The 23,041-nt window shown below is 72.5% G+C and carries 19 protein-coding genes and 1 pseudogene; 8 read left to right on the top strand and 12 right to left on the bottom strand.

Features of this window, described 5'->3' with window-relative positions; genetic code table 11:
* Positions 1 to 30: 30 nt before the first annotated feature.
* Both ACFVIM_RS07235 and ACFVIM_RS07230 read right to left on the bottom strand, forming a co-directional pair.
* A complete protein-coding gene (locus ACFVIM_RS07235; protein WP_384299625.1) occupies positions 31 to 744 on the bottom strand; it encodes a LuxR C-terminal-related transcriptional regulator in 714 nt (237 codons plus the stop codon).
* Positions 745 to 1,146: 402 nt separating this feature from the next.
* Positions 1,147 to 3,501, bottom strand: coding sequence for a penicillin acylase family protein (locus ACFVIM_RS07230; RefSeq protein ID WP_384299623.1), 2,355 nt, complete (start codon positions 3,499 to 3,501; stop codon positions 1,147 to 1,149).
* Between the two features lie 572 nt (positions 3,502 to 4,073).
* Here ACFVIM_RS07230 and ACFVIM_RS07225 point away from each other — a divergent pair.
* The gene (locus tag ACFVIM_RS07225) at positions 4,074 to 4,685 is read left to right on the top strand and encodes a LuxR C-terminal-related transcriptional regulator (RefSeq protein ID WP_384299620.1); all 612 of its coding nucleotides are present in this window, start codon (positions 4,074 to 4,076) and stop codon (positions 4,683 to 4,685) included.
* A gap of 151 nt (positions 4,686 to 4,836) precedes the next feature.
* On the opposite strand, the gene ACFVIM_RS07220 is transcribed toward ACFVIM_RS07225, so the two are convergent.
* The 5 genes from ACFVIM_RS07220 to ACFVIM_RS07200 all read right to left on the bottom strand — a co-directional run bounded on the left by ACFVIM_RS07220 (position 4,837) and on the right by ACFVIM_RS07200 (position 12,877).
* Positions 4,837 to 6,732 (bottom strand): ATP-binding cassette domain-containing protein, encoded by a 1,896-nt coding sequence (locus tag ACFVIM_RS07220; protein ID WP_384299618.1) that lies wholly within the window; start codon positions 6,730 to 6,732, stop codon positions 4,837 to 4,839.
* Complete coding sequence (locus tag ACFVIM_RS07215) at positions 6,729 to 8,591, bottom strand: ATP-binding cassette domain-containing protein (protein ID WP_384299615.1); 1,863 nt, start codon at positions 8,589 to 8,591, stop codon at positions 6,729 to 6,731. The genes ACFVIM_RS07220 and ACFVIM_RS07215 overlap by 4 nt, the downstream gene beginning before the upstream one ends.
* Positions 8,592 to 8,805: 214 nt before the next feature.
* A complete protein-coding gene (locus ACFVIM_RS07210; RefSeq protein WP_384299613.1) occupies positions 8,806 to 8,934 on the bottom strand; it encodes a SapB/AmfS family lanthipeptide in 129 nt (42 codons plus the stop codon).
* 29 nt (positions 8,935 to 8,963) lie between these two features.
* Complete coding sequence (gene lanKC, locus ACFVIM_RS07205) at positions 8,964 to 11,693, bottom strand: class III lanthionine synthetase LanKC (protein ID WP_384299611.1); 2,730 nt, start codon at positions 11,691 to 11,693, stop codon at positions 8,964 to 8,966.
* 371 nt (positions 11,694 to 12,064) lie between these two features.
* Complete coding sequence (locus ACFVIM_RS07200; RefSeq protein ID WP_384299609.1) at positions 12,065 to 12,877, bottom strand: helix-turn-helix domain-containing protein; 813 nt, start codon at positions 12,875 to 12,877, stop codon at positions 12,065 to 12,067.
* A 485-nt stretch (positions 12,878 to 13,362) separates the two neighbouring features.
* On the opposite strand from ACFVIM_RS07200, the gene ACFVIM_RS07195 reads away from it, so the two are divergent.
* Positions 13,363 to 14,583: a serine hydrolase domain-containing protein gene (locus ACFVIM_RS07195; RefSeq protein WP_384299607.1), complete on the top strand. Its 1,221-nt coding sequence runs from the start codon at positions 13,363 to 13,365 to the stop codon at positions 14,581 to 14,583.
* Positions 14,584 to 14,872: 289 nt separating this feature from the next.
* Here ACFVIM_RS07195 and ACFVIM_RS07190 read toward each other — a convergent pair whose 3' ends face one another.
* The gene (locus tag ACFVIM_RS07190; RefSeq protein ID WP_384299604.1) at positions 14,873 to 15,271 is read right to left on the bottom strand and encodes a RidA family protein; all 399 of its coding nucleotides are present in this window, start codon (positions 15,269 to 15,271) and stop codon (positions 14,873 to 14,875) included.
* Between the two features lie 308 nt (positions 15,272 to 15,579).
* A pseudogene (locus tag ACFVIM_RS07185) lies at positions 15,580 to 16,701 on the bottom strand (acyl-CoA dehydrogenase family protein); the annotation flags it as partial.
* A 278-nt stretch (positions 16,702 to 16,979) separates the two neighbouring features.
* Between ACFVIM_RS07185 and ACFVIM_RS07180 the strand changes: the two are divergent.
* On the top strand, positions 16,980 to 18,644 hold the full coding sequence (locus ACFVIM_RS07180; protein WP_384299602.1) for an AMP-binding protein: 1,665 nt from the start codon (positions 16,980 to 16,982) through the stop codon (positions 18,642 to 18,644).
* A gap of 4 nt (positions 18,645 to 18,648) precedes the next feature.
* Complete coding sequence (locus tag ACFVIM_RS07175; protein ID WP_384299599.1) at positions 18,649 to 19,458, top strand: PaaX family transcriptional regulator C-terminal domain-containing protein; 810 nt, start codon at positions 18,649 to 18,651, stop codon at positions 19,456 to 19,458.
* 55 nt (positions 19,459 to 19,513) lie between these two features.
* Here ACFVIM_RS07175 and ACFVIM_RS07170 read toward each other — a convergent pair whose 3' ends face one another.
* The 3 genes from ACFVIM_RS07170 to ACFVIM_RS07160 form a co-directional block, all read right to left on the bottom strand.
* Positions 19,514 to 19,969 (bottom strand): VOC family protein, encoded by a 456-nt coding sequence (locus ACFVIM_RS07170; RefSeq protein WP_384299597.1) that lies wholly within the window; start codon positions 19,967 to 19,969, stop codon positions 19,514 to 19,516.
* Positions 19,970 to 20,133: 164 nt separating this feature from the next.
* Positions 20,134 to 20,574 carry an NUDIX domain-containing protein gene (locus ACFVIM_RS07165; RefSeq protein ID WP_384299629.1) on the bottom strand — a complete coding sequence of 147 codons (441 nt, stop codon included), beginning with the start codon at positions 20,572 to 20,574 and terminating at the stop codon, positions 20,134 to 20,136.
* 46 nt (positions 20,575 to 20,620) lie between these two features.
* On the bottom strand, positions 20,621 to 21,844 hold the full coding sequence (locus ACFVIM_RS07160) for a helix-turn-helix domain-containing protein (protein WP_384299595.1): 1,224 nt from the start codon (positions 21,842 to 21,844) through the stop codon (positions 20,621 to 20,623).
* A 187-nt stretch (positions 21,845 to 22,031) separates the two neighbouring features.
* Between ACFVIM_RS07160 and ACFVIM_RS07155 the strand changes: the two genes are divergently transcribed.
* Genes ACFVIM_RS07155 through ACFVIM_RS07140 form a run of 4 tightly spaced genes read left to right on the top strand, consistent with a single transcriptional unit; the run spans position 22,032 to position 23,038 of the window.
* Entirely contained in the window at positions 22,032 to 22,238 is a 207-nt protein-coding gene (locus ACFVIM_RS07155; protein ID WP_384299592.1) for a hypothetical protein, read from the top strand.
* Entirely contained in the window at positions 22,235 to 22,636 is a 402-nt protein-coding gene (locus ACFVIM_RS07150) for a hypothetical protein (protein WP_384299590.1), read from the top strand. Before ACFVIM_RS07155 ends, ACFVIM_RS07150 begins: the two co-directional genes overlap by 4 nt.
* 11 nt (positions 22,637 to 22,647) lie before the next feature.
* A complete protein-coding gene (locus tag ACFVIM_RS07145) occupies positions 22,648 to 22,872 on the top strand; it encodes a hypothetical protein (protein ID WP_384299588.1) in 225 nt (74 codons plus the stop codon).
* Positions 22,873 to 22,897: 25 nt separating this feature from the next.
* Positions 22,898 to 23,038: a hypothetical protein gene (locus tag ACFVIM_RS07140; RefSeq protein ID WP_384299585.1), complete on the top strand. Its 141-nt coding sequence runs from the start codon at positions 22,898 to 22,900 to the stop codon at positions 23,036 to 23,038.
* The last annotated feature ends 3 nt before the right edge of the window (positions 23,039 to 23,041 follow it).

The raw sequence follows: 23,041 nt of genomic DNA, 5'->3' as shown, positions 1-23,041 counted from the left end.
CTGTCACGGCGGCCGTGCCAGCACCCGTCCTCAGGCGACGGACATTCCCATCCGCTGCTCACCCAGAGGTGCGGCACGGCGTACGATCCCGGCCTCGTACGCGAAGATGACCGCCTGGACCCGATCGCGCAGATCGAGCTTTCCCAGGATGCTCTGCACATGGGATTTGACGGTCGACTCGGCGACCCCCAATCCAACCGCTATTTCCGGGTTGGAAAGCCCCTGGATCATCAGCTCGAAAACCCGGCGCTCGCGTTTGGTGAGCGACCGTACCCGTTCCAGGGTCTCGTGTGAGGAGCCCTTGAGGGAGACGGACGCGGCCGCGAGATTACGCGCCAGATCGGTTCTGATGGGCATGTATCCGGCGGCCGTCACCCGCACGGCCGCGATCAGGTCGCTGGGGCTGACGCCACGGCCGAGCAGCGTGCAGCGGCCGATCCGCAGCAGATTGATGGCCTGGTCGTCAGGGGAGGGCACCAGCACGATCAGATGGACCGGCCGGGCGTCGCTGGACTGGGCGGCGAGCCGCTCGGCGAGGACCAGGGTCTCCCGGGACAGTGACCGCTCGCTGCACAGGATGACATCGGGTTTGCATAAGGAGGCCACCCGGTGGGCCTCCCCGGGAGATTCGGCGTCCCCGACGATGAGAATTCCCGAATCCCGGCCGAGAACCGCGTGCAGACCGGCACGCTCCAACTGGTCTTCGGAGACGAGGAGTACACCGATATCCCCCCGAGCCACCATCCCTTCCCCTTTCAACCGATCACCGTCAGCTCACATAATGTGCTCAGCACCCGCCTCTGTGAAGCGTCGCGTTCCAGCCATATGAAGGTACACACCAAATCTTCACAGGGTGACTCAACTTCATACGGAAACGAGCAATTACGCGACGCGGTATCCCTTCATGAACTCTCTTTCATATAAATTCCCGGGATCCGCTTCCCGTGATAATGGGCACCTTCCCCGCCCCGGGCCCGCCGCCGCCCTCCACCGGGACCCCGCCGCCACCCGCCGCTCCCGCCCACGGCGGGACCCGGACGTACGGAGGCCCCGGCCCCGCCGAAGGGCCGGGCCTACGGAAGCACCGGGCGTACGGAAGGGCCGGGCCGCCCGTCGGCGACCCGGCCCCCAGGGCATCGCGCCCGGTCAGCCGCGCTCGTTGACCGTGATGGTCCGCAGCGCCGCCGAGGAGCGGATGTCCTTCTCACAGAAGCGCTGGGTCACCCACTTCTTCTGGGAGTAGAGGCGGGTCTGGTCGGAGGAGTGCGGGGAGAGCGGGTTGGCCGACTGGCCGTAGGTCACCAGGGTCCTGGCCACCGGGCAGCCCTTGGCGTTCCAGCTCACGGCCTGGACATAGCTGGTGCCATGGACCATCTCGGTGTAGGCGGCCCGCTTGGGGTCCCAGACACCCACCATCATGTTCCAGACGCCGAGCGCGTGGCTGCCGCCGTGGACGGGGATCCGCTGGCCCGCGCGCTCCACGTAGTGGCGCTGGCCCCAGGCGGTCTCCAGCGGAACCTTCTTCTCGCGCAGATCCTGGACCACGTCCGCCAGCGCCGTGGTCACGGCGGGCAGCGAGGTGTCAGGGGTGCGCGGGGTGCGGACGGGGTCCTTCGCGTCGAAGGGCACCTTCCACAACTTCTGGCCGGAGGCGAGCCGGTTGAGCCGCTTCCAGTACCGGTCGAAGAGCAGCGCGCCCTGGCTGTCGACGTTCAGGGTCCGGTCCCAGTCCTTGAGCACCGGGCAGGCGGCCGAGACGTCCACCTCCGTACCGTCCGTGGCCTTCGCGAGACCGCCGGGCAGGGCGGCGCAGGCGCGGGCGAGGGCGGGGGCGAACGCGTCACCGGCCGGGGCACGGTTGGCGAACTGGAGCCGCTGGGCGTCGGTGAGCCGCAGCTCGCCCCGGCGGGTGAGGGCGGTCAGGTCCTCGATCCCGCCCCGGGTGCGCAGCGAGCGCGTGCTGTCGATGTCGCCGAAGACCCGCTCATAGCCCCGGATCGGCCGGTCCGGGTGGGCCAGCCAGGCGCTGTCGTTGGAGTTGGCGGCGTAGGGCGCGTTCTTCAGCGTCGGCATCTTCTTCGGACCGAAGATCCCGGGCTGGAGCGCGTCACGGTCGGTGCCGAGGGCGCACTCCGTACGGGAGCCGTCGAGGACGGCGAGGCCCGAGGACGGGTAGACGGCCTTGCCGAGCGCGGTGGAGCAGCGCCGGGCCAGCGAGTCCGTGATCCGGGGCAGCACCTGCGACTGGGTGAAGAAGGAGCCGCCGCGCGCGTCGGCGGCGATGGTGTTCACCCAGGGCAGGCCCTGGGTGCGCGCGAGTCCCCGCTGGAGCCCGTCGACGCTGGAGGATGTGGCGAAGGCGAGTGCCGTGTCCCAGAACCGCAGATGGCGGGCGTTGGGGTCGTTGAGCGCGTAGGCGCTCTTGGTGGTCCAGGGCAGCGGCATCCCGTCCATGTCGGTGATGACCGGTCCGTACGCGGTCCACCACTGGGTACGGGTGACGGGCGCGCCGTCCTTCACGGCGACGGTGACGCTGCGCTGGGTCATCCGCCGGCGCTCGCCGTCGACCAGGTAGACCGTGGGGTCGGCCGGGTCGAGGGCCAGTTCATGCAGGCTGACCGGGACGCCGGTGGAGACGGTGTGGCTCCAGGCGACCTTGTCGGTGAAGCCGATGTTGATGGCCGGGGAGCCGAGCAGGGAGCCGCCGGAGACATTGAGTTCGCCGGGGATGGTCTGCTGGGACTGCCAGAAGCGGCGGGCGCCCTGCCAGGGGTAGTGCGGGTTGCCGATGAGCATGCCGCTGCCGCCGGCGGTGGTGGAGCCGTGGAAGGCGACGGCGTTGGAGCCGAGCTTCCTGGCGTCCGGGGAGAAGAGCGCGCGGGCCTCGCGGGCGGTGGCCGCCGGGTCGGGCGCCGTCGCGGCCGGGGTGCCGGGGCGCGGCGGGGTGGCGGCGACGATGCCGTCGCTGGCCATGCCCTGACCGCCGGTCACCAGCAGCGAGTGCCCGAGGGTGACGAGGTCGCCGACGGTGATGGGACGGACCCAGCTGGCGCCCTTGCAGGTGGGGTCGTTGATCTTGTTCTGCTTCAGCCAGGCGTTGTATCCGGCGACCCAGCCGCGCATCAGCGCCTTGGCGTCCTTGCCGGGTCCGGCGGGCGCGGGGGCCTCGAAGAGCTTCTCGGCGGTGCGGTCGGTGCGCAGTCCGCGGAAGAAGAGGTCGCTGGTGAGGTTGGTGGAGGCGCCGGAGAGGTCACCGTCCCCCTGGCCGTCGGCGCCGTAGTGGCGCGAGCGTTCACCGCGTACGGTGAGGAAGGAGTCGGCGAGTTCGCAGACCTGGTCCTTGGCCTGGGCCCAGCCGTTGCCGAAGCCCAGGCTGGTGTAGTTCCGCGCGGTGATGTGCGGGATGCCGTACTCGGTGTAGCGGATGGTGGCGGTCAGACCGCCCGCCGCCGGTTGTACGGCGGCACGTTCACCGGCCGCGGGGGCGGCGGTGGCGGTCATGGGCTGGAGGGTGACCGCGGCGGAGGCCAGGGCCACCGCGGCTATGGAGAAGCGGCGAATAGTACCGTTCCCCGCCGGTCTTCCGGACGTGTTTCGGAAGAACAAACTGTCTCCCAATGACGAGGGATGGAAGGGTGTACGCGCACCGCCCGGAGGGGGTGCCGGACATAACTGATCAGTAGCCGATTCGATTTGTCAAGCAATGAACTCTTCTCCCGAAATCTGCGTCATCATTGAGGCTCTTGGGTGATTCCAGACCCGGCGACGAGTGTCATCAATCAGCCTGCCGGGCAAGCCTGTTGACCGGGGGGACGGCGCGCGTAGAGCGTCGAGAATAAGCCAATCAGAAATCCGGACAGTCTCGCTCCGGATAGTCGGGGAAGCCGCGAATACCAGGGGGCGCACCGCTCATTCCACCGTGCTCTCGCACGCCCCTCTACCGTCGACGCCTCAAGGGAATGAGGCAGATCGTCAGGCGACCGCCGCGTGTCTGCGGTGAACTGAGTGAACCGGGCGCACAGAAGGTACGCAACGTACGCAACGCTGGAGAAGAGAGAGCTGAGGAGCAGCCCATGACGACGGTTCTGTTGGTCCATGCGGTGTCACTGTGGCGTGCCTCGTTGGCCTGCCTGCTCAGTACCGACAAGGATCTCCAGGTCAGGACCACCGACAAAGGCGGAGTGCGCACGGCGATGGAGGAGTATCCATCGGACATTCTCGTCACGGATCTCGATTGTCCGGATTCCGTGGAAGTGCTGACCCTGATGGAATCGCTGCGACGGCCCGCCTCCGGTGACCGGGGAACGGCCCTGGTGGTCCTCGCCCGTGGCGACCGCGCGGGCGATCTCCGCAGAGCGTCGGACGCCGGGGCCCGGGGCTATATCGACAAGTTCGGCCCCGCCGACAATCTCTGCGAGATCATCCACAAGGTCGCCGCTGGTGGCCGCCATATCGATGAGTCACTCGCCTTCGGGCTGTTACAGGCGACCGAGGTCCCGCTCTCCCCCCGTGAGCTGAGAGTGCTGGCGATGGCGGCCGAGGGCGAGTCGGTCTCCTCCATCGCCGGAGCGCTCCACCTGGCCAGCGGTACGGTACGGAACTATCTGGCCGCCGCGATACGCAAGACCGGCGCCCGCAACCGGCTTGACGCGATACGGCTGTCGAAGGAATTCGGCTGGTTGTAGCTCAACCCCAGGGCGGGGGACGCGGGCGCGGCCCCCGGTACTCGCGCCCACGTCGGCGCTCCGGCGCCGGGTCGCGGTCGCGCGGACCCCTCCGGCACACTCCGGCGCCGGGTCGGAGTGAGACAGCCTTCCGGCACGCTCCCGCGCCGGGTCAGGGCGAGACGGACCCTCCGGCGCGCTCCCGCGCCCGTGCGGGTGCGGGTCCTCGCTCCCGCCCCTGCTCCCGCTCCCGCCCGTGCTCCGAGCCGGGTGCCCAGAGGCCGGTCAGCTCGCGGTACAGCGGTGAGCTGGCCAGGAGCCCGGTGGGGGTGCCGATGAGAGTGTCCGTGCCGTCCATCACCAGCACCCGGTCCGCCCGCCGCGCCGAGTCGAGCCGGTGGGCGATGACGACCAGGGCCTGGGCCCGTGCCGCGAGCGCCGCCTCCGCGCGGGCCTCGGCGGCCGGGTCCAGATGGCTGGTGGCCTCGTCCAGGATCAGCAGTGGCGCGGTCGCCAGATGGGCCCGGCCCAGCGCGATGAGCTGGCGCTCGCCCGGGGAGAGCCGGGCCGGGTCGACGGTCCCGTCGAGCCCGCCGAGCCGGGCCACCAGCTCCTCAAGACCGATCGCGGCCACGGCCAGGGCGAGCTCCGGTCCGGTGGCGCCGGGCCGCAGATAGCGCAGGTTGTCCCGGAGGGTGCCGCCGAAGACATGGGCCCGCTGCGGCAGCAGGGTGCGTACGGCGGTGGGCTCCAGCTCCCCCGGCGCCCGGCCGAGCCAGCGCAGTTCACCCCCGGTGGGGGCCGCCACCGCGGCCAGCACGGCGGCCAGGGTGGACTTCCCGCTGCCGCTGGGGCCGACGACCGCGAGCCGTTCCCCCTTCCGTATCCGCAGGTCCAGCCGGTCCAGCACGGGACGGGCGGCGGGCCCGTACGCGAAGCTGACCGAGCGCAGCTCGGCGAGGACATCGGCCGGGGGCAGCGGACGGCCGTGGGCGGGGTGGTCCTCCGGGCGCGCCGGGGCCGGTACGGGTCCGGTGAACCGGTCCAGCACCACCACCAGCCGCCCCCCGGCGGTGCCGATGACACTCAGCAGCGCGTGTACGGCCGGTCCCAGCGACTGGGTCAGATAGGTGAAGGCGCCCAGCAGGGCCCCGGCGCTCAGTCCGCCGCGCAGCAGCCACTCCGCGCTGACCAGCAGCACCAGCGGCGGCAGCGCGCCGCAGACGGCGAGCGCCAGGATCCTGACGGCGGCCCAGCGGGCCAGCGAGCGGGACGCGGCGGCCTGGGTGGCGGCGATCTGGCGGGCCCGGTCGACGGTCGGCCCCGCGCCCCCGGCCGCCGCGATGTCCCGCAGCGCGGCGGCGCTCCGGCCGGAGTGCGCGGCGAACTCCTCGTCGGCGTCGAGGTAGGCGCGCTGACGGGCCGCCATCGGGGCGAGGGTGGCGAGGAAGAGCCCGAACCCCAGGACCAGCGGCGGCAGCACGACCAGCAGCAGCCGGGGCGCCAGGGCCGCCATCCCCGCCAGGGCGCCCGCCGAGGTGAAGACGAAGGACCGCAGCGACATCACCAGCCCGCCCCAGCCGTCGCGGGCGATCTCGCTCTGGTGGGTGACCTGGGAGACGGAACGGCTGCTCGCGGGCGCTCCGGCGCCCGGCGGTGCCAGCAGCGCCCGGGTGACGGCCCGTCGGACCAGTCCGTCGCGGAGCGGTTCGACCAGTGCGGAGAGCCCGCCGAAGACGCCCCGGGTGGCGAGGAGGGCGGGGAGGGTGGCGAGGGCCGCCACGGTCAGCCAGGCGAGCCCCACCCCGGGCGCGCCGTGGAGGAACCCGTCGTCCAGGGCGCGCGCGACCGCGAACCCGCTGAGGAAGGTCTGGACGAACTCGACCAGCGACCAGGCGCCGAGCCGCGCCACGACCCGGCGGCGCGCCCGCAGGAAGGGGCGGCCCTCCCGTAGCACCCGGCGCAGCGCGCCACGGCCGCGCGCGGACGGCCCGGCGGTGGCCCCGGTCGGGCCGTTGACCGGGTCGGCTGCCGGGTCAGCTGCCGGGTCGGGGGCGGGTGGGCTCATCGCTGCTCCGGTACGGTCAGGGGCCCGCCGTCAGCGGGGCGCGCGGGCGCGGGCCACGGCGTGACCGGTTCGTCGTACGCGGATTCCTCGGCGGCGCTGTGCGCGGGCGCGCATCCCGGGTCGTGCCCGCCGTCGTGCGCGGGCGGGTGCGCCTCGGGGGGCCGCGCCGCGAAGACGGCCCGGTACTCCGGGTCCGCCCAGAGCGTCGTGTGCGCCCCCACCGCGCGGAGTCCGCCCTCGTGGAGCCAGGCGACGGCGTCCGCGCCTGCGGCGGTGGAGACCCGGTGGGCGACGACGAGATGGGTGCGGGTCCCGGTGTGGGCGGCGAGGGCGCGCTGGACCCGGCGTTCGGTGACGGTGTCGAGGCTGGAGGTCGCGTCATCGAGGATCAGCACCCGGCCCGCGTGGGCGAAGGCGCGGGCGAGCCCGAGCCGCTGGCGTTCGCCGCCGGAGAGGGGCGCGTGCTCCAGGGGGGTGCGGGCGCCATCCGGCAGCAGGGCCACGAACCCGTCGGCGGCGGCGGCCCGCAACGCCTCCGCGAGCCGCGCCGCGCCGGGGTCGCCGGCCCCGAAGGCCACGGCCTCCTCGACGGTCGCCCCGGGCAGTTCGGGCCGGGCGAAGGCGTATCCGACCTCGTCCCGCAGCCGCACCGGGTCGACCCCGTCCAGCGGCACCCCGTCGACGGTCACCGTCCCGGCGTCCGGGTCGGTGAGCCGCCCCGCGACGGCGGCCAGCAGCGACTTGCCGGAACCGGAGCGTCCGACCACGGCCATCGAGGTGCCGCCGGGCACGGTGAGGGTGATCCCGCGCAGCAGGGCGCGGCCGTCCCGTACGACGTCGACGTCCCGCAGGACGAGGGTGCCGGGCCCGCCGGGCGGCAGGGTCAGGCCACGGTGGGGCAGGCCGGGCAGCGCGAGCAGCGGGGCGAGCCTGCGGGCGGCGGCCCGGCCACGGGAGATCGCGGTGAGCGCGCCGGTCAGGGCGCCGATACCGATGGCGAGGACGGCATAGCGGGAGACGGCGAGCAGCTCACCCACGCTCAGCGCCCCGGCGGCGAGCCGCAGCCCGCCGACGCCGAGGACGAGGAAGGTCAGCAGCGGCAGCAGCACGGCGCTGCCGCCGACGGCCCGCCCGTGGACGGTCCAGGTGCGGCGGCCGTGGTCGGCGAGGGCGGTCAGCGGGGCGAGGACACGCGCGCGTTCGCGGGCGGCGCTGTGGCTGGCGCGTACGGTGTCGGCGCCGTCGAGGGCCTCGGTGAGCCGGGTGGCGATCAGGGCCTGTTCGCGCTGGTAGTCGGCGGCGGCGGCGGAGGTGTCCCGGACGAGCGCGCGCAGGAGCAGCAACAGCAGCGGGAACCCGGCCAGCAGCGCGAGACCGGTCCACGGGTCGATCAGGAAGAGCCCGGCGATCCCGCCGAGCGGCAGCAGCACGGTGGCGACGGCGGTCGCGGTGGCCACGGGCACGGCGGCGGCCTCGGCGGCGTTGGCGGTGAGCCGGGTGGTCAGATCGCCGGGCGCGGCGACGGCGGCGCCGTGGCGGGGCTCGGCCCGCACCACCCGGTCGAGGACGGTGGTGCGCAGCCGCGCGGTGAGGGTGGCGGTGGTGGTGCCGCCGAGGATGGCGACGGCCGCGTCGAGCAGTACGTCGGCGGCGATCAGCCCGGCGCAGAGCAGCAGCGCGGCCCCGGGCAGCCGCCCGTCGGTGATCAGGGTGTCGACGGCGGAGCCGAGGGCGAAGGGCAGGGCGACGGCGGCGAGCGCGGCGAGCGCCGAGCAGAGCCCGAGGACGGTGAGCGGCAGCCGTCCGGCGCGCACCACGGTCGGCGGCCGGGCGGTCGCCGTGGGCGGAACGCGCGTCACCTGGGGGTCCTTCCGGTACGGCCGGGGCGGGTGGCGTGAGGACCGGCCGGGGCGTCGGGACGGGATGAACGCGACGGCGGCGGCACGGTGAGGGCCGCCGCACGTGGGGCGGGGCCCGGACCACGGGGGTCCGGGCCCACCAGGGGCCCGTTCACAGGCCCCGCGCCGAGGAGTCCATGAGGTCAGCGGCTCATGCCGACCCCCCGGCCGAGTGTCACGGGGTGCAGAGGAGCACGCTCAGGGAGCTGTACTCACACACGATCACGCTGACCTGGCTGCCGGTCGCGTCCTCGAACGAGTCCTCGGCCGGGGTCTCCAGGGCCTGAAGGTCAAGAAGCGCCATGATGGTTTCCTTCCTTGGGGACGGGTGTCTCAGTTGCGTACGGTCCCTGGCTGGGACCGGTCTGTGGGCCGCTGGTGCGGCGTGAGGAACGGCAGGGTCGGCGCGTTTCCGGGGATGTCGGGGGCGTCGCCGTACGCGCTGCCGAGGGCGAGCAGGACTCCGGCGGTGCCGGTCGCCAGGTCCATGGACCTGCGGAGCATCTGCTCGCCGGGGAAGGCCAGGTCACCCCGGTACGGGAGGGCGTGCAGGCCCAGGAGCCCGCTGTGGCGGCGGATGGTCCGCAGCCGCCGCGCCGGGTCGCCGTAGGGGGTCCTGGCGAGCTGGAGGACGAGTCCGGCCGCGCCCCGGAAGAGCCCCGGCTGGACGTAGAAGGAGGAGCGGAGGGCGAGTTGGAGGGTCTCGCGGGCGGTGGCGAACTCCTCGTCGTGCCGGTGGGCCAGGTACTCGTCGATGACGAGTGCCAGCCCGGCGCTGCCACTGCCCAGATAGGGCATGCTCCGCTTGCCGTCGGGAACGAGGAGCGCGCCTTCGGCGCCGGTGACGCAGCGGCCGAGGTCGCGCCGGAGCGCGGCGGCCGCCAGCTCCAGCAGGGCCGGGTCCGCGTCCCGTTCGTAGCGGCGCAGGAAGAGCAGGGCCAGCCCGGTCGCGCCGTGCAGCAGCCCGGTGCGCGGGGAGGGTTTCCCCTGGACCAGGGAGTGCGCGGCCAGGGTGGTGCAGCGGTCGGCGGCGGCGCGCAGCGCGGCGGCCTCGTCGCCTTCGGCGGCGAGCGCCAGCTCGTCCAGGGCGAGCGCGATGCCCGCGTGGCCGCTGTGCAGATCGGAGGTGAGTCCGTCGAGTGGCTGACGGGTGATCAGCCGAGCGAGTTCGAGGGCTTGGGCGGGATGGCCCTCCCGCTGGAGGGTCCAGGCGATCCCGGCGAGCCCGTCGTAGAAGCCGAGGGCCGTGCCGGACTCGGGGCTCTTGACCCGGGTGAGCAGCCACTCCACGGCCTCGGGACAGGGCGGCGCCCCGGTCTCCCGCAACGCGTGCAGCACTCCGGCGGCGCCATAGCCGAAGGACTGGCCCCCGGCCGGGTTGGCGAACTGGGCGATGTCGCCCGGGAAGAAGCGGTCCTCGCGGTCGGGCGTGGCGGAGGCGAGGAGGGCGCGGACCATGGAGTCCCGGCTGAGCGGCCAGTCGTCGGGGGCGGGCGGTACGGGCGTCCCGCCGGGGCCGGACGACAGCGACGGTACGGAGGGTTCGGGCGAGCCGTCAGGGTCAGCGGAGACCGGTCCGCCCGCAGAAGCGACACCGCCCGCGACACCGGCACCGGCACCGGCACCCGTGTTCTCCGCGCCGCGCAGGATCTCCGTCACGGCGGGCCGCAGTTCCTCCTCCGGCACCGGGAAGAACCGTGTCGCGGCCCGTGCCAGCGACACCACCTTCCCCCGGTCACTCGCGAGCAGCATCGTCAGCGGCAGCAGCAGCGCGAGACGCACGCAGGCGAGCGCGTAGTGGTCGATCGCGGCTCCGCGCCGGTCGGGAGGGGCGACGAAGGAGGGGTTGGCCACGATCTGGCGGCCGTTCTCCTCGACCGGGAAGGCGGCCTCGAAGTCCAGCAGCACCACCCGGGACTCGTCCTCGGTGACCATGACGTTGCTCAGATGGAGATCGCTGATGACGAGTCCGCGCTCATGGACCTGGGCGACGGCCCGCTCGACCATCCCGTACATCCGGCGGGCCCAGTCGGCGTGTTCGGCGAGGGCTTCGGGCGTCGGCTCGGAGGCGAGCAGCGGGAAGCGCCGGGCGAAGACGGTGTTGAGGGTGGTGCCGGGGATGTACTCCAGCGCCAGGAAGCGGTGCTCGCCGATGTCGAAGGAGTCCCGGAGCCGGGGGACGCAGTCGAGACCGCCGAGCCGTTCCAGCGCCTCGCGCTCCCGGTCGAGCCGGGCGACGGCGTCGGCCCCGTCGGCGGCGAGCCCGGCATGGGGCCTGCCCTCCTTGAGGACGACGTCGGTGTCATCACGGGTGTCGCGGGCCTTGTAGACGCCACCGCCGTTGGAGAAATGGAGGGCGCCGCGCACCTCGTACGGCATGTCGGCCATCCCGACGGCCGCGCGCGCCTCCAGATAGGGCTGGAGGAACGGCGGGGGCGTCACCCACTCCGGCAGGGTGAAGGAGACCCCGCGCGGATCGGGGACGAGGGTTCCCCGGGGGTCGGCGACGGCGGGCACCATCCGGCCTCCGGGGCCCAGACAGTAGCGGGGCGCGAAGGCGCCGTAGCGCACGTACACCGGTGCGTCGCCGCAGCGCAGATCGCTGAGGATGTACGGTCCGTGCTCCCCGGCGAGCAGCGTCACCAGATCCTGGCAGATCTCGCGGAACGCCTCGTCGGTGTGCGGGTAGACGGTGATGAACTTGCCGCTGCCCGCGCGGTCCGCGTACTTGGAGTTCCGCAGGTGGAGCGGGCCGGGGCCGGGGATGAACTTCAGCGGTATCCGGCGCGGCACGCAGTAGTCGAGGACCCGGCGGAGCACGCTCTCGGCGTTGTCGAGGGCGGCGGAGACATGGATCTTCCAGCCCTGGGGGGGCATCCGCAGTCCGACAGGGGTGAAGGAGAGCCAGTCGCCACGGCGGGAGGAGTCCCAGCCCTGGGGCGCGCCGTCCCGGGCGGGTCCGTAGAGCCGCTCGGGGGCGGGCGCCGCGTCGCCGGAGACGCGATGCGGGGTGTCATAGAAGTCGCGGTCCGCCTGGCAGTAAGCCGCGTATTCGGGGTTCACGCCCACTCCTCCCTCGCCTGGTCCGGTCGGTGGCGAGAGAGAAGCTGTCACATCGCGATCGGGGCATGACAGTCACTGTTGTCATGACTCCTCCATGCGGGGGGCCATGCGGATCTCACAGCGAACACACGCCCTCCGCACCCGTCCTGACGTGCGCGAATCACGGCCGTACGCATGTGGAAGCGGTATATGTCCAGGCGGGGAGGGGGTGCGCGACGCACACTTCTTGACGATTGTTCAGCGGCCGGGGTCGCGCCGGAGCCCCGCCGATGCATGGTCCGCCCCGGTCTCCCCCTGCCCTCACGAGCGGGAGAAGCGCGCCCGGCGCGGACCACACCCGCCCCAAGGCACCGACCCGTCCCCTACGCCCCTCACACCCCAGGGCCGCCCACGCTCCCGGGGCCACCGCGACCCTGGGCGCCCCCTCCACCCCCGGCGGCCTCGGCGCCCAAGCCGTCCCCGCCACCGCCGCCCTCCAGAGCCTCCAGACCCGGCGCGTACGTCTCCACCACCTGCCGCATGGACGCGTTCACGGCGAGCAGGAACTCGGCGGTGGCCTCGAAGCGGGCACCCGCCGGGGTCGCGCCCCCGAGGACCTCGACCCCGCGCCGCGAGGCGGCCACCAGGGCGTCGTTCGTCCGCAGCGCCGCGAGCAGGGAGCGGAGCCAGATCGCGTCGTCGACGACATAGCGTTCGCGGCGGGCACCGGGAGCCCGCTCCCGCCGGACCATTCCCTGCTGTTCCAGGAAGGCGACGGCGTGTGAGACGGACGCGGCGCTGATGCCGAGCCGCTGCACCAGATCGGCGGCGGTGAGGGCGCCGGAGTCGGTGACGCAGAGACAGGCCATCACCCTGGCCATCATCCGGGGCATCCCCTGCTGGTCGAGGAGGGCGGTGTAGAACTCCGCGAACTCCTCGACCGCGCGGGGGTCACGACCGGGGGCGCCGTCGGAGACGGGCACCGCCGCGCGCTGGGCCCGCTGCCGCCGTCGCGCACGCCCCTGGGTGGCCTCATGCGCCCGGTCCGCCGTGTACCCGCCGGGTCCGCCGTTGCGGGTGACCTCCCGCATGACGGTCGAGGCGGGCCGCCCCAGACGGCGGCCGATCTCCGCGTAGCCCAACCCCTCGGCCAGCCCCGCCGCGATCCGCTGACGGTCCTCGCTGGTGAGCCTGCCTCCGGGCATCGGCGCTCATCTCCCTCATGGCGGGCGGCACGGGATCCGGCACCCGCGCGTCTCGCCGCCCAGTATGCGTTTCCCCAGAGTCCATTGCAATGCCCACTCCGGTCCGCTCATTGCATTCATCTGCATCATCATTGCAATGAATCCCCAATTCCCCTTGCTGGAACGATAGATACGGCCGCCGATATCTTTGACGAATCAGTGAACGCAATGTAGCGTCCCCGTTGTTCAGAGATTCGCGAACACCGATGGACTCGGTCCGAGACTCCGTACGGACTCCCTCCTCCGGTGGCCGGCGGTCCCGTCGGCCACCGGAGGCACACCACGAAGCGAGCGAGCGGGCGAGTCGGAGCGACAGGGCCACCAGCGGCTCACCGGACCCGGTCCGCCACGGCGACCAGCACCACCCGCACACCGCACCGCACGCGCACCACACCGGGACGGTCCCGGCCACCGCACACCGACCACCGCACACAAGGGGATTCATGATGAGCAAGGGCAACCGCGGCTTCTCCACCACAGGGCTGCGCCGGATGCGCGACGTCCTGACCCGGCATGTCGAGTCGGGCCGGATCCCGGGGCTCGTCGCCCTGGTCAGCCGGGACGGTGAGACCCATGTCGAGGCGATCGGCACGATGCGCCACGACGGCGGCGCGCCGATGCGCCGGGACACGATCTTCCGGATGGCCTCGACCTCCAAACCGCTCGGGGTCTCGGCGGGCATGGTCCTGCTCGACGAGTGCAGGCTGCGGCTGGACGACTCGGTGGAGCCGTGGCTGCCCGAACTCGCCGACCGGCGGGTACTGAAGCGGCCCGACAGCCCCCTGGACGAGACCGTGCCCGCGGATCGGGCCATCACCGTACGGGACGTGCTGACCTGCCGGTTCGGGCTCGGAGTCGATCTGACCAGGCCGGACACCCCGGTCCAGGCCGCCCTCCAGGAGCTGGAACTGACCGGCCAGGCGGCGCCGATGCCCGCGCCGGACGAGTGGATGCGCCGACTCGGCACCCTGCCGCTGAGCCACCAGCCCGGCGAGCACTGGCAGTACCACCTCGGCTGCGATCTGCTGGGCGTGCTGGTCGCGCGGGTCACGGGCCAGACCTACGAGACGTTCCTGCGCGAACGCGTCTTCACGCCCCTGGGGATGCGGGACACCGGCTTCCATGTGCCCGCCGGCGACATCGACCGGCTGCCGCCCGCCTACGCCCCCGACCCCCGCACCGGGGAGTTCATCGTCTGGGACGAGCCGGTGGGCGGACGGTACAGCGCGCCCCCGGCGTTCACGGCGGGCGGCGGCGGGATGGTCTCCACCGTGGACGACTACCACGCCTACTTCCGGATGCTGCTCAACCAGGGGACGCACGGGAACGAGCGGATCCTGTCGCGGCCCGCCGTCGCGCTGATGACGACCAACCATCTGACACCCGCCCAGAGCGCGGCCCGGGACGCCCTGATCGACCATCCCGTGGCGTTCGGGCTCTCGCGGCACGGCGGCTGGGGCCTGGGGATGGCGGTACGCACCCACCGGTCCGACTACGCGTCCGTGGGCCAGTTCGGCTGGGACGGCGGTACCGGCACGACGACCCACGCCGACCCGGAGCAGCGGCTCGTGGGCATCCTGCTGACCCAGACCGGGATGTCCACCGCGGACTCGCCCCGGCTGATCCGCGACTTCTGGACCATGACCTACCAGGCGATCAACGCCTGACGACCGCGTTCCGGGGTGGGCGCGGGCCCGCCCCGGGACGGTGGGGCGGCGGGGCCTTCCGGGCCGGAGGCCGCCCGCACCCGGGGCGGTGGGGCGGCGGAGCCGCCCGCACCGGAGGCCGCGCCTTCGCCGGGGATCCCACCTCAGCGGAGGCCGCCTCCCCCCGAGGCCGGCCCTCCGAGGGTTCCCCTCACCCGGGGCCGCCTGCGCCCGGGCCGGATCACCCCGGGTCGCCGCACCCGGGGCCGGATCACCCCGGGGCCGCGCCTCCGCCGGGCGCGGGGCCGTCCTACGGCAGTACCGCCGTCCCGTCCAGTTCGACCAGCGCGGCCTCGTCCCAGAGCCGCACCACCCCGATCACCGCCATCACCGGATACTCCCGCCCCACCAGCCTCCGCCACACCTGCCCCAGTTCCCGCGTGGCGGCCCGGTAGGCGTCGACGTCCGTCGTGTACACGGTGACCCGCGCCAGGTCCTGGGGCGCGCCGTCCGCCGCCGCCAGCGCGGTGAGCAGATTGGCCAGCGCGGTCTCGAACTGCTCGGTGACCGTCTTCCCCACGATCCGCCCATGCAGGTCGAGCGCGGTCTGTCCGGCGAGGAAGACCAGCCGTGAGCCGGTGGCGGTGATGGCGTGGGAGTAGCCGGAGGGGGACGGGAGTTCGGCCGGTTCGTGCCGGTCAAGGCTCATGCGGGCGGCTCCTTCGCGTTCTTCGTGCTCGTCACGTTCTTCACGGGCGCGGCGGCCTTGCCAGGCGCGGCGGCCGTGGCGGACCCGCCCGCCTCCCCGGCCCCAGCGGCCTCCCCGGACCCGGCGGCGGCGGTGGCGGGCCCGGTGGACTTCGTCTCCGTACGCGTACGCGTCGCCCTCCCACCCTTCCCACCCTTCCCGGCCTTCGCCGCCTTCTCAGCCTTCCCGGCCTTCCCGGCCTTCCCGGCCTTCCCAGCCCTCGCCGCCTTCCCAGCCTTCGCCGCCTTCGTGGTCGGCGGCACCCACGGCGCCGCCGCCGCCCGGTACAGCTCCCTCGCGATGATCGACCGCTGGACCTCCGTAGCGCCCTCATAGACACGCGGCGCGCGGACCTCTCGGTAGAGATGTTCCAGAGGGTGACCACGCTGGAGCGCCCGCGCGCCGTGGAGTTGCACCGCCGTGTCCACCACGTACTGGGCCGCTTCCGTGGCGAAGAGCTTGGCCATCGCCGAGCGGCGCCGGGTGTCGGCGTCCCCGGCGTCATACGCGGCGGCGGCCGCGTAGACCAGCAGCCGCGCCGCCTCCGTACGGGTGGCCATCTCGGCGATCTGGTGGGCGACGGCCTGGAGGTCCTTCAGCGGACCGCCGAACGCCTGGCGGCGGTCGGTGTGGGCGAGGGCGAGGTCGAGGGCGGCCTGGGCCATACCGACCGCGAAGGCGCCGACGCTGGGCCGGAAGAGCGTCAGGGTCTCCATGGCGACGCCGAAGCCCCGGTCCACCTCGCCCACCACATCGGCCGGGCCGACCGGTGTCCCGTCGAAGACCAGCGAGCCGACGGGGTGCGGGGCGAGCATCTCCAGCGGGGCACCACTGAGTCCGGGCCGGTCGGCGGGGACCAGGAAGGCGGTGATCCCCCGCGCGCCCGCGCCTTCGGTGGTGCGGGCGAAGACGGTGGCGAAGTCGGCGTCGGGCGCGTTGGAGATCCAGCGCTTCTCCCCGGTGAGCCGCCACCCGCCGCCGGGGTCGGGGTCGGCGCGGAGCCGCAGCGCCGCCGCGTCCGATCCGGCACCGGGCTCGCTGAGCGCGAAGGCGGCGACGGAACGGCCCGCGATCACCTCGGGCAGCCAGCGTCGGCGCTGTGCGGGGCTGCCGAAGCGGGCGACGGGCATGGTGCCGAGCCCCTGGAGGGCGAGCGCGGTCTCCGCCTCCGTACAGCCGTGGGCGAGGGACTCCCGCAGCAGACAGAGTTCCAGCGCCCCGGCCTCGAAGACCTTCGCGAGCAGGCCGGAGGCGCCGAGAGCGGCGAGCAGCGGGCGGTTGACCCGGCCGGGCCGGCCCGACTCCGCGAGCGGGCGGAAGGTGTCGGTGGCGAGGGCGCGCAGCCGCTCACACCATGCGATCTGCTCCGGTTCGAGCGAGAATACGGGCATCCGTGCCCCCACGTCTCTGACGGTCTTCCTCTCCCGCCGATCCCGGTCTCCGTCGGTACGGGCGAACGGGCGGGCGGGTCCATCGGGCCCTCGCGAGGTCTATCGCATCCCTCGGGGGGTTTACCGGATCTCACGGGGTCCATCGGGCCCCTCGCGGGATCCCCTCGCATCCCTCGCGAGGTCTATCGCGGAGCGTTGACTGTCGTCACACCCACGATACGCTCCCCGTACGAGCCCATCACGGGAAGGCACGTCCCCCCACGGGAAGGGGCGCACCCATGGAGCTGACCCCCTCGGCCCATCTCGACACCTTCACACGTGACCACCTCCCGCCCGCCGACCAGTGGCCCGCCCTGCTGGAGTGGCCCTGTCCGGCCCGGCTCAACTGCGGCGAGGAACTGCTCGACCGCACGGTGGAGCGGCTGGGCGGGGAGCGGCCCGCGTTCCGTACGGGTGACGGGGAGATCTGGTCGTACGGAGAGCTGAGGGACCGCGTCGACCGCATCGCCCACGTCCTGACCGGCCTCCTCGGCGTCGTCCCGGGCCACCGGGTGCTGCTGCGCGGCCCGACCACGCCCCACCTCGCCGCCTGCTGGCTGGCGGTGATGAAGGCGGGCGCGGTCGCCGTCACGGTGCTGGCGCAGAACCGGGCCCGGGAACTGGCGGTGATGTGCGAGATCGCCGCCGTCTCGCTCGCGCTCTGTGACGTCCGCTCACTGGAGGAGCTGCGGGCCGCCGCCGTCCCGGGGCTGAGGATCGTTCCGTACGGAGGCGGGGAACCCGGCGATCTCACCCGGCTGGCCCAGAGCGCGCCGCCCGGCCGCTACCGGGCGGTGGCGACGGCCGCCGACGACGTGGCGCTGATCGCGTTCACCTCCGGCACCACCGGGCGGCCCAAGGGCTGTCTCCACTTCCACCGGGATGTCCTGGCCATCGCCGACACGTTCTCGGCGCACGTCCTGCGGCCCGGACCGGACGATGTCTTCGCGGGCACCCCGCCACTCGCCTTCACCTTCGGGCTCGGCGGGCTGGTGGTCTTCCCGCTGCGGGTGGGCGCCTCGGCGCTGCTGCTGGAACGGGCCAGCCCGGACCGGCTGCTGACCGCGATAGCCGAGCACCGGGTCAGCGTCCTGTTCACCGCGCCGACCGCGTACCGGGCGATGCTCGCCGCGCTGAACGGCCACGATCTCTCCTCGCTGCGCCGCTGTGTCTCCGCCGGGGAGAACCTGCCCGCCGCCACCTGGCGCGCCTGGCACGAACGCACCGGGCTGCGCCTGATCAACGGCATCGGCGCCACCGAGCTGCTGCATATCTTCATCTCCGCCGCCGACGACGCGATCCGGCCCGGCACCACCGGCGTCCCGGTGCCGGGCTGGCAGGCCCGGGTGGTCGACGGCGCCGGAACGCCGGTCGCGGACGGCTCGCCGGGACTGCTGGCGGTACGCGGCCCGGTCGGCTGCCGCTATCTGAGGGACCCCCGGCAGCGCGAGTACGTCCGCGACGGCTGGAACCTCACCGGCGACACCTACGTCCGCGAGCCGGACGGCTACTTCCGCTATATCGCGCGCGCCGACGACATGATCGTCTCGGCGGGGTACAACATCGCCGGACCCGAGGTGGAGGAGGCCCTGCTGACCCACCCCGATGTCCTCGAAGCCGCCGTCGTCGCCCGCCCCGACCCCGAACGCGGCGAGATAGCCGAGGCCCATGTGGTCCTGCGCGCGGGCGTACCGCGCGGGGAGACAACCGCCGAGGCCCTGACCCTGACGGTGAAGTCCCTGCTCAGCCCCTACAAGTGCCCGCGCGCCTTCGTCTTCGCCGACGCCCTGCCCCGCACCGCGACCGGCAAGGTCCAGCGCTTCAGGCTCCGTGACGGCGGTCGCGACGGCGCGGCGCCCGAACCTCCTGTTCCGGCCCCGGACCAGACCAGGACCCTACAGTGACCCCGTGGCCGACCAGCACACTCCCCGCTCCCTGATCGTCACCCTGTACGGCGCGTACGGACGCGACCGCGAGGGCTCCCTCCCCGTCGCCGAGCTGATCCGGCTGCTCGCCGCCCTCGGGGTCGACGCGCCCTCCGTACGCTCCTCGGTCTCCCGGCTGAAGCGGCGCGGCCTGCTGGTCCCCGAACGCGCCGCCGACGGCTCCGCCGGATACGCCCTGTCCGCCGACGCCCGCCAGCTCCTGGAGGACGGCGACCGCCGCGTCTACTACCGCGCCACGCCCCAGCTCGCCGACGGCTGGGTACTCGCCGTCTTCTCCGTCCCGGAGGCCGAACGCAGCAAACGCCACCTCCTCCGCTCCCGGCTGGGCCGCCTCGGCTTCGGCACCGCCGCCCCCGGCGTCTGGATCGCCCCGGCCCGCCACTACGAGGAGACCCGCCACACCCTGCGCCGCCTCCGCCTCGACCCGTACGTCGAACTCTTCCGGGGCGACCACCTCGGCTTCGCCGCCACGGCGGAGGCGGTGGCCTCCTGGTGGGACCTGGGCGCCATCGCCAAACACCACGAGGAGTTCCTCGACACCCACGAACCCGTCATGAACGCCTGGTCAGCGGGGCGCGCCCTCACCCCCCAGGCCGCCTACCGCGACTACCTCCTGGCCCTGGACGCCTGGCGCAAACTCCCCTACGCCGACCCGGGCCTCCCCCTGGAACTCCTCCCGGAGGGCTGGCCGGGGGCCCGCTCGGCCTCGGTCTTCCGGGATCTGCACCTGCTGCTGCGGGACGCGGGGGCGGGGTTCGCGGGGGCGGGGTGAGGGGCGCGCACCGTCCGGCCACCGGCCTCTGAGGCGGCTGTTCCGAACGGGTCCGTCAGACGACGTCGAACTCGTTGCCCTCGGGGTCCCGCAGAGCTGCGGCGTACAGTCCCCCATCCCGCTCATCGTTGATCCGCAGCACGGTGGCACCGGCTGCGACCAGCCGATCCACCGTCGCCTTGACCCGCTGTATGCGGATGTCCAGGGGGACGTCCCGGCCCCCGCCGACCTTGAGGTCGAAGTGCCACCGGTTCTTGGCGACCTTCGGCTCCGGAACCGGCTGGAACCACACCCTCGGTCCGCGTCCCGTGGGATCGACGATGGACTCCGGAACATCACCGGCACCGGCGGGCAACTCCTCCTCGGGCACCCCGGCCGCCGCCCAGTAGGCACGCCACGTGGCATGCCCGCCCGGCGGAGGCTCGGGCACATAGCCCAGGGCCTCGGCCCAGAACGTCACCATCCGCTGCGGATCGGAGCAGTCGATCGTCAGCTGCACTGTCATCTCCATCCCCGGAGCATCCCAGGCGGGTCTGACAGTCGACCCCCTTCACCACAGGCGCGGGATGTCCGTGCGCTTGGCGAGCACGACCAGCCCTGACCATGCCTGCGGCGAGACCCGGCGCTCACGACGGCGGGCGGTCATACGGGGCACATGCGATGCCTATGCCCTGATCAGCCCCCTGTTTCCAGCGAGTTTCCGTGCTCCAAGTAGGCGGTCACGCCGTTCGCGCGGGCCTGGATACCAGCGGTGATGCGACGCACGAGGCGGGGGATGGTGAGTTCCGGCAGCCGTTCGGCCGGGTGGAAGCCATAGCCACGGATTTCGTCGGCTTGCAGGGTGATCCGCTGGCGACTGTCCGCGCTGAGGCGGCCGCCGTCGAAGAGGTAGAGAACCTTGTCCCCCTCACCCGGATTCGGCGCCCAGTCCACGACGAGCAGGCGACCGATGCGGGGTGCGATGCCCAACTCCTCGCGAATCTCGCGCACACATGCCTGGAGAGGCGACTCACCCTCTTCGACGTATCCGCCCGGAACATCGCGATAGTCCTTGTAAGAAGGTTCGACGAGGAGGACGCGATCAGCTTCGTCGAAGAAGAGGGCACCGGCCGCCATCAGAGGGTGGGCCGTCTTCGCCTCGTGCTCGTTCACGGCATGGACTCTAGCCGCCCGAGATGATGTGGAGTCTGCGGGCCAGGTCCGCTACAGGCTGGGTCGGGCGACCTTTCGTGCCGCGAATCCAGCCGATGACCAGTTCCCGGCTCGCGTAGTGGTGGCGTACCTGTTCGGGAGCGGCTTGTTCGGCGTCCAGCAGGATGGACAGGGCTTCGTCGGTCCGGTTCCAGGCGCTGAGCGCTCGGGCGACTTCGAGGCTGTGCCGTACTTGACGCTCCACCGGCATGCCACGGGTATCGATTCGAGGTCCGAGGTCCGCCGCGATCTGTATGTCACCGAGTTCTCTGGCCGTTGCCACACAGTGGATGGCTACGTTGGTGGGGCCAAACGCTGTCCACATGTGGTTGGCGTCGATACCTAACCGGATCGCGGATTCGTCGGCCTCCTTGAGAAAGATCTGCGCGGTCGCCCGGTCGTCTGCTCTGGCCGCTGCCATCGCTCCGGTGAGGAAGAGGGTTCCGTACACCGAGAGGTACTCGGAGTCGGCGCCGTCTAGTTCCGGCTGCATGACGGCCGCCGTGTCGTTCACTAGCTGGATCGCAGCAGCGAAGTGGCCATTGGCCAGAAGGCAGTGGGTGACCGACCGGATAAGTGACCCGGTTACCGCGCTTCGGCCGCTGTGCTGCGCCGCTGCCAGACCACGATCAGCCGCGATCCATGCGAGTTCCGGCTCCCCGACCTTGCCCAGCACCATCGCTGCGCCTTGGTAGGACAGGGCCAGCAGGGCGTGGGCCTCCTCCCGTTCACGGCCCGAGTACGCACGAGATGCGGCATGGGCATCGGCGAGTGCGGAGGGAAGGCGGCGCGTAGCGAATCCGTACCGCGACGCCTGGTACGCGTCGTGGACCTCCTTCACATGAGCCCGGAGGTCCCTGAGCGACGGGGGTTCGTCTTCGGGCTGATTCACGAGCGAGGGGGTGAGCTGTCTGTAGTCCATGAGCGCTTCGCGCAGCGCGGAGATGGTGCGGTCTCCGCTCTCGCTGGACCATTCCATGAGAGTTGGCTCAGCAAGCAAGTCCCCGAGAGAGACATCGAGGGCCTTGGCGAGTGAGGTAATGACGGAGAGACGGTCGAGTCCGATCCGATTGTTCTCCGCTTTGCTCAACCAGTCTGCGGTGTGTCCGACAAGGCCGGCCAGAACCTCCTGGGAGAGGCCGCGTCGGCGCCGGTACCAGGCGACGCGCTCGCCGATGGTCAGATGCTCGGTCATTCCTCGCATGTTCTGAGTGTCACCTCGTGGCCAAAGGAGACCCCGGAAGGTTTTTCCGGGGTGCTACGGCCCGCCTTGCCTACTGTCTCAGCAGATCGAATCGGCCGCCGGGAGAGGAGCAAGACATGTGCGGCTGGAAATTTTCTGCGCCCCAACTCCCTTTAACTAACGGCTGGGGTTGGTTCTGGTGACTCACCTCTGGTTGCGGCTGATGTGGGCACTGGGCTCCGCCGAGAACCGCCTCGGGATCGGGCTTGAACTCCTTCGCCTCCGCGTGGACGCCGAGGCGTTCGATGACTGGTCCTGGGCCCTCGCGGCGCAGGAGCGTCAGCGCCGCATCGACAGCGAGCTGGAGCGCCTCCTCCAGGACCCCTCCGGGGACGGTGCCTGGTGACGCGGGTGATCCGGTACTTCTGCTGTGTCCGGGGCATCGGACCCGTCTACGGCTCCGGCCGGAACGTCACCTGTGTCATCGCGATACTGCGCACCGAGTCGGCGGAGACCGCGTTGCGGTGGCTGGTGGGGCAGGTCGGGCGGCTCGCCGACCGGCTGGACCCCGCCCCGGACACCGGCATGACCCTCGTCATCGGCCCCGAGGTCGACGGGCCGTCACTGCTGCGGGCCTGGTGTCAGGACCCGGCGCACCGCCAGGCCGCCTGGGCACGCCTGATCGACGGCCGCTGTGTCTCCCTCATCTTCCCCGACGGGCTGAACCACTACCGGTTCGAGGTCAGCCCCGAACTCACCCCCGCCCGGGCCCGCCCCTACCTCGAACCGCCCCCACCTCCGTGAAAGGCCCGCCCATGCCCCGTATCAGCGAGGAATCCCGCCGCCGCCGGGACCGCGTCCTGCGCAACCAGGAACAGATCACCACCCGCTACGCCCAGGGCGTCTCCCTCACCCGTATCGCCGCCGACTACAGCGTGGAATCCAAGTGGTTCCGCGCCGTCCTCGTCGGCTGGGGCGTCGAGATCCGGGGCCCCCGGGCCGCCCGCGCCGCCCACCTCGCACTCCGCCAACGCCACTGACCCCCAGCCGACAGGAACACACCCCATGAACCACTGCCCCACCTGCGACGACCTCACCACCGCCGAACGCGAAGCCGAACGCGCCCACGACCACTCCCGCGCCACCGACTGCCGCGTCCTGCGCACCCGCCACCAGGCCCACCACCCCGACCCTCAGGAGAACTGACCC

The organism is Streptomyces sp. NPDC057638 (genome assembly GCF_042800315.1).
In the GTDB taxonomy this organism is placed as follows: Bacteria; Actinomycetota; Actinomycetes; order Streptomycetales; family Streptomycetaceae; genus Streptomyces.
Note: the sequence above shows the minus strand (reverse complement) of the source record. Positions and strands in the feature narration are given on the sequence as shown.

Coding starts and splice junctions, on each gene's coding strand:
- ACFVIM_RS07145 (WP_384299588.1), top strand. CDS start 22,648: ATGCCCCGTATCAGCGAGGAATCCCGCCGCCGCCGGGACCGCGTCCTG.
- ACFVIM_RS07160 (WP_384299595.1), bottom strand. CDS start 21,844: ATGACCGAGCATCTGACCATCGGCGAGCGCGTCGCCTGGTACCGGCGC.
- ACFVIM_RS07190 (WP_384299604.1), bottom strand. CDS start 15,271: ATGAGCCTTGACCGGCACGAACCGGCCGAACTCCCGTCCCCCTCCGGC.
- ACFVIM_RS07180 (WP_384299602.1), top strand. CDS start 16,980: ATGGAGCTGACCCCCTCGGCCCATCTCGACACCTTCACACGTGACCAC.
- ACFVIM_RS07235 (WP_384299625.1), bottom strand. CDS start 744: ATGGTGGCTCGGGGGGATATCGGTGTACTCCTCGTCTCCGAAGACCAG.
- ACFVIM_RS07165 (WP_384299629.1), bottom strand. CDS start 20,574: ATGGCGGCCGGTGCCCTCTTCTTCGACGAAGCTGATCGCGTCCTCCTC.
- ACFVIM_RS07230 (WP_384299623.1), bottom strand. CDS start 3,501: ATGACCGCCACCGCCGCCCCCGCGGCCGGTGAACGTGCCGCCGTACAA.
- ACFVIM_RS07225 (WP_384299620.1), top strand. CDS start 4,074: ATGACGACGGTTCTGTTGGTCCATGCGGTGTCACTGTGGCGTGCCTCG.
- ACFVIM_RS07200 (WP_384299609.1), bottom strand. CDS start 12,877: ATGCCCGGAGGCAGGCTCACCAGCGAGGACCGTCAGCGGATCGCGGCG.
- ACFVIM_RS07140 (WP_384299585.1), top strand. CDS start 22,898: ATGAACCACTGCCCCACCTGCGACGACCTCACCACCGCCGAACGCGAA.
- ACFVIM_RS07220 (WP_384299618.1), bottom strand. CDS start 6,732: ATGAGCCCACCCGCCCCCGACCCGGCAGCTGACCCGGCAGCCGACCCG.
- ACFVIM_RS07170 (WP_384299597.1), bottom strand. CDS start 19,969: ATGGAGATGACAGTGCAGCTGACGATCGACTGCTCCGATCCGCAGCGG.
- ACFVIM_RS07195 (WP_384299607.1), top strand. CDS start 13,363: ATGAGCAAGGGCAACCGCGGCTTCTCCACCACAGGGCTGCGCCGGATG.
- ACFVIM_RS07210 (WP_384299613.1), bottom strand. CDS start 8,934: ATGGCGCTTCTTGACCTTCAGGCCCTGGAGACCCCGGCCGAGGACTCG.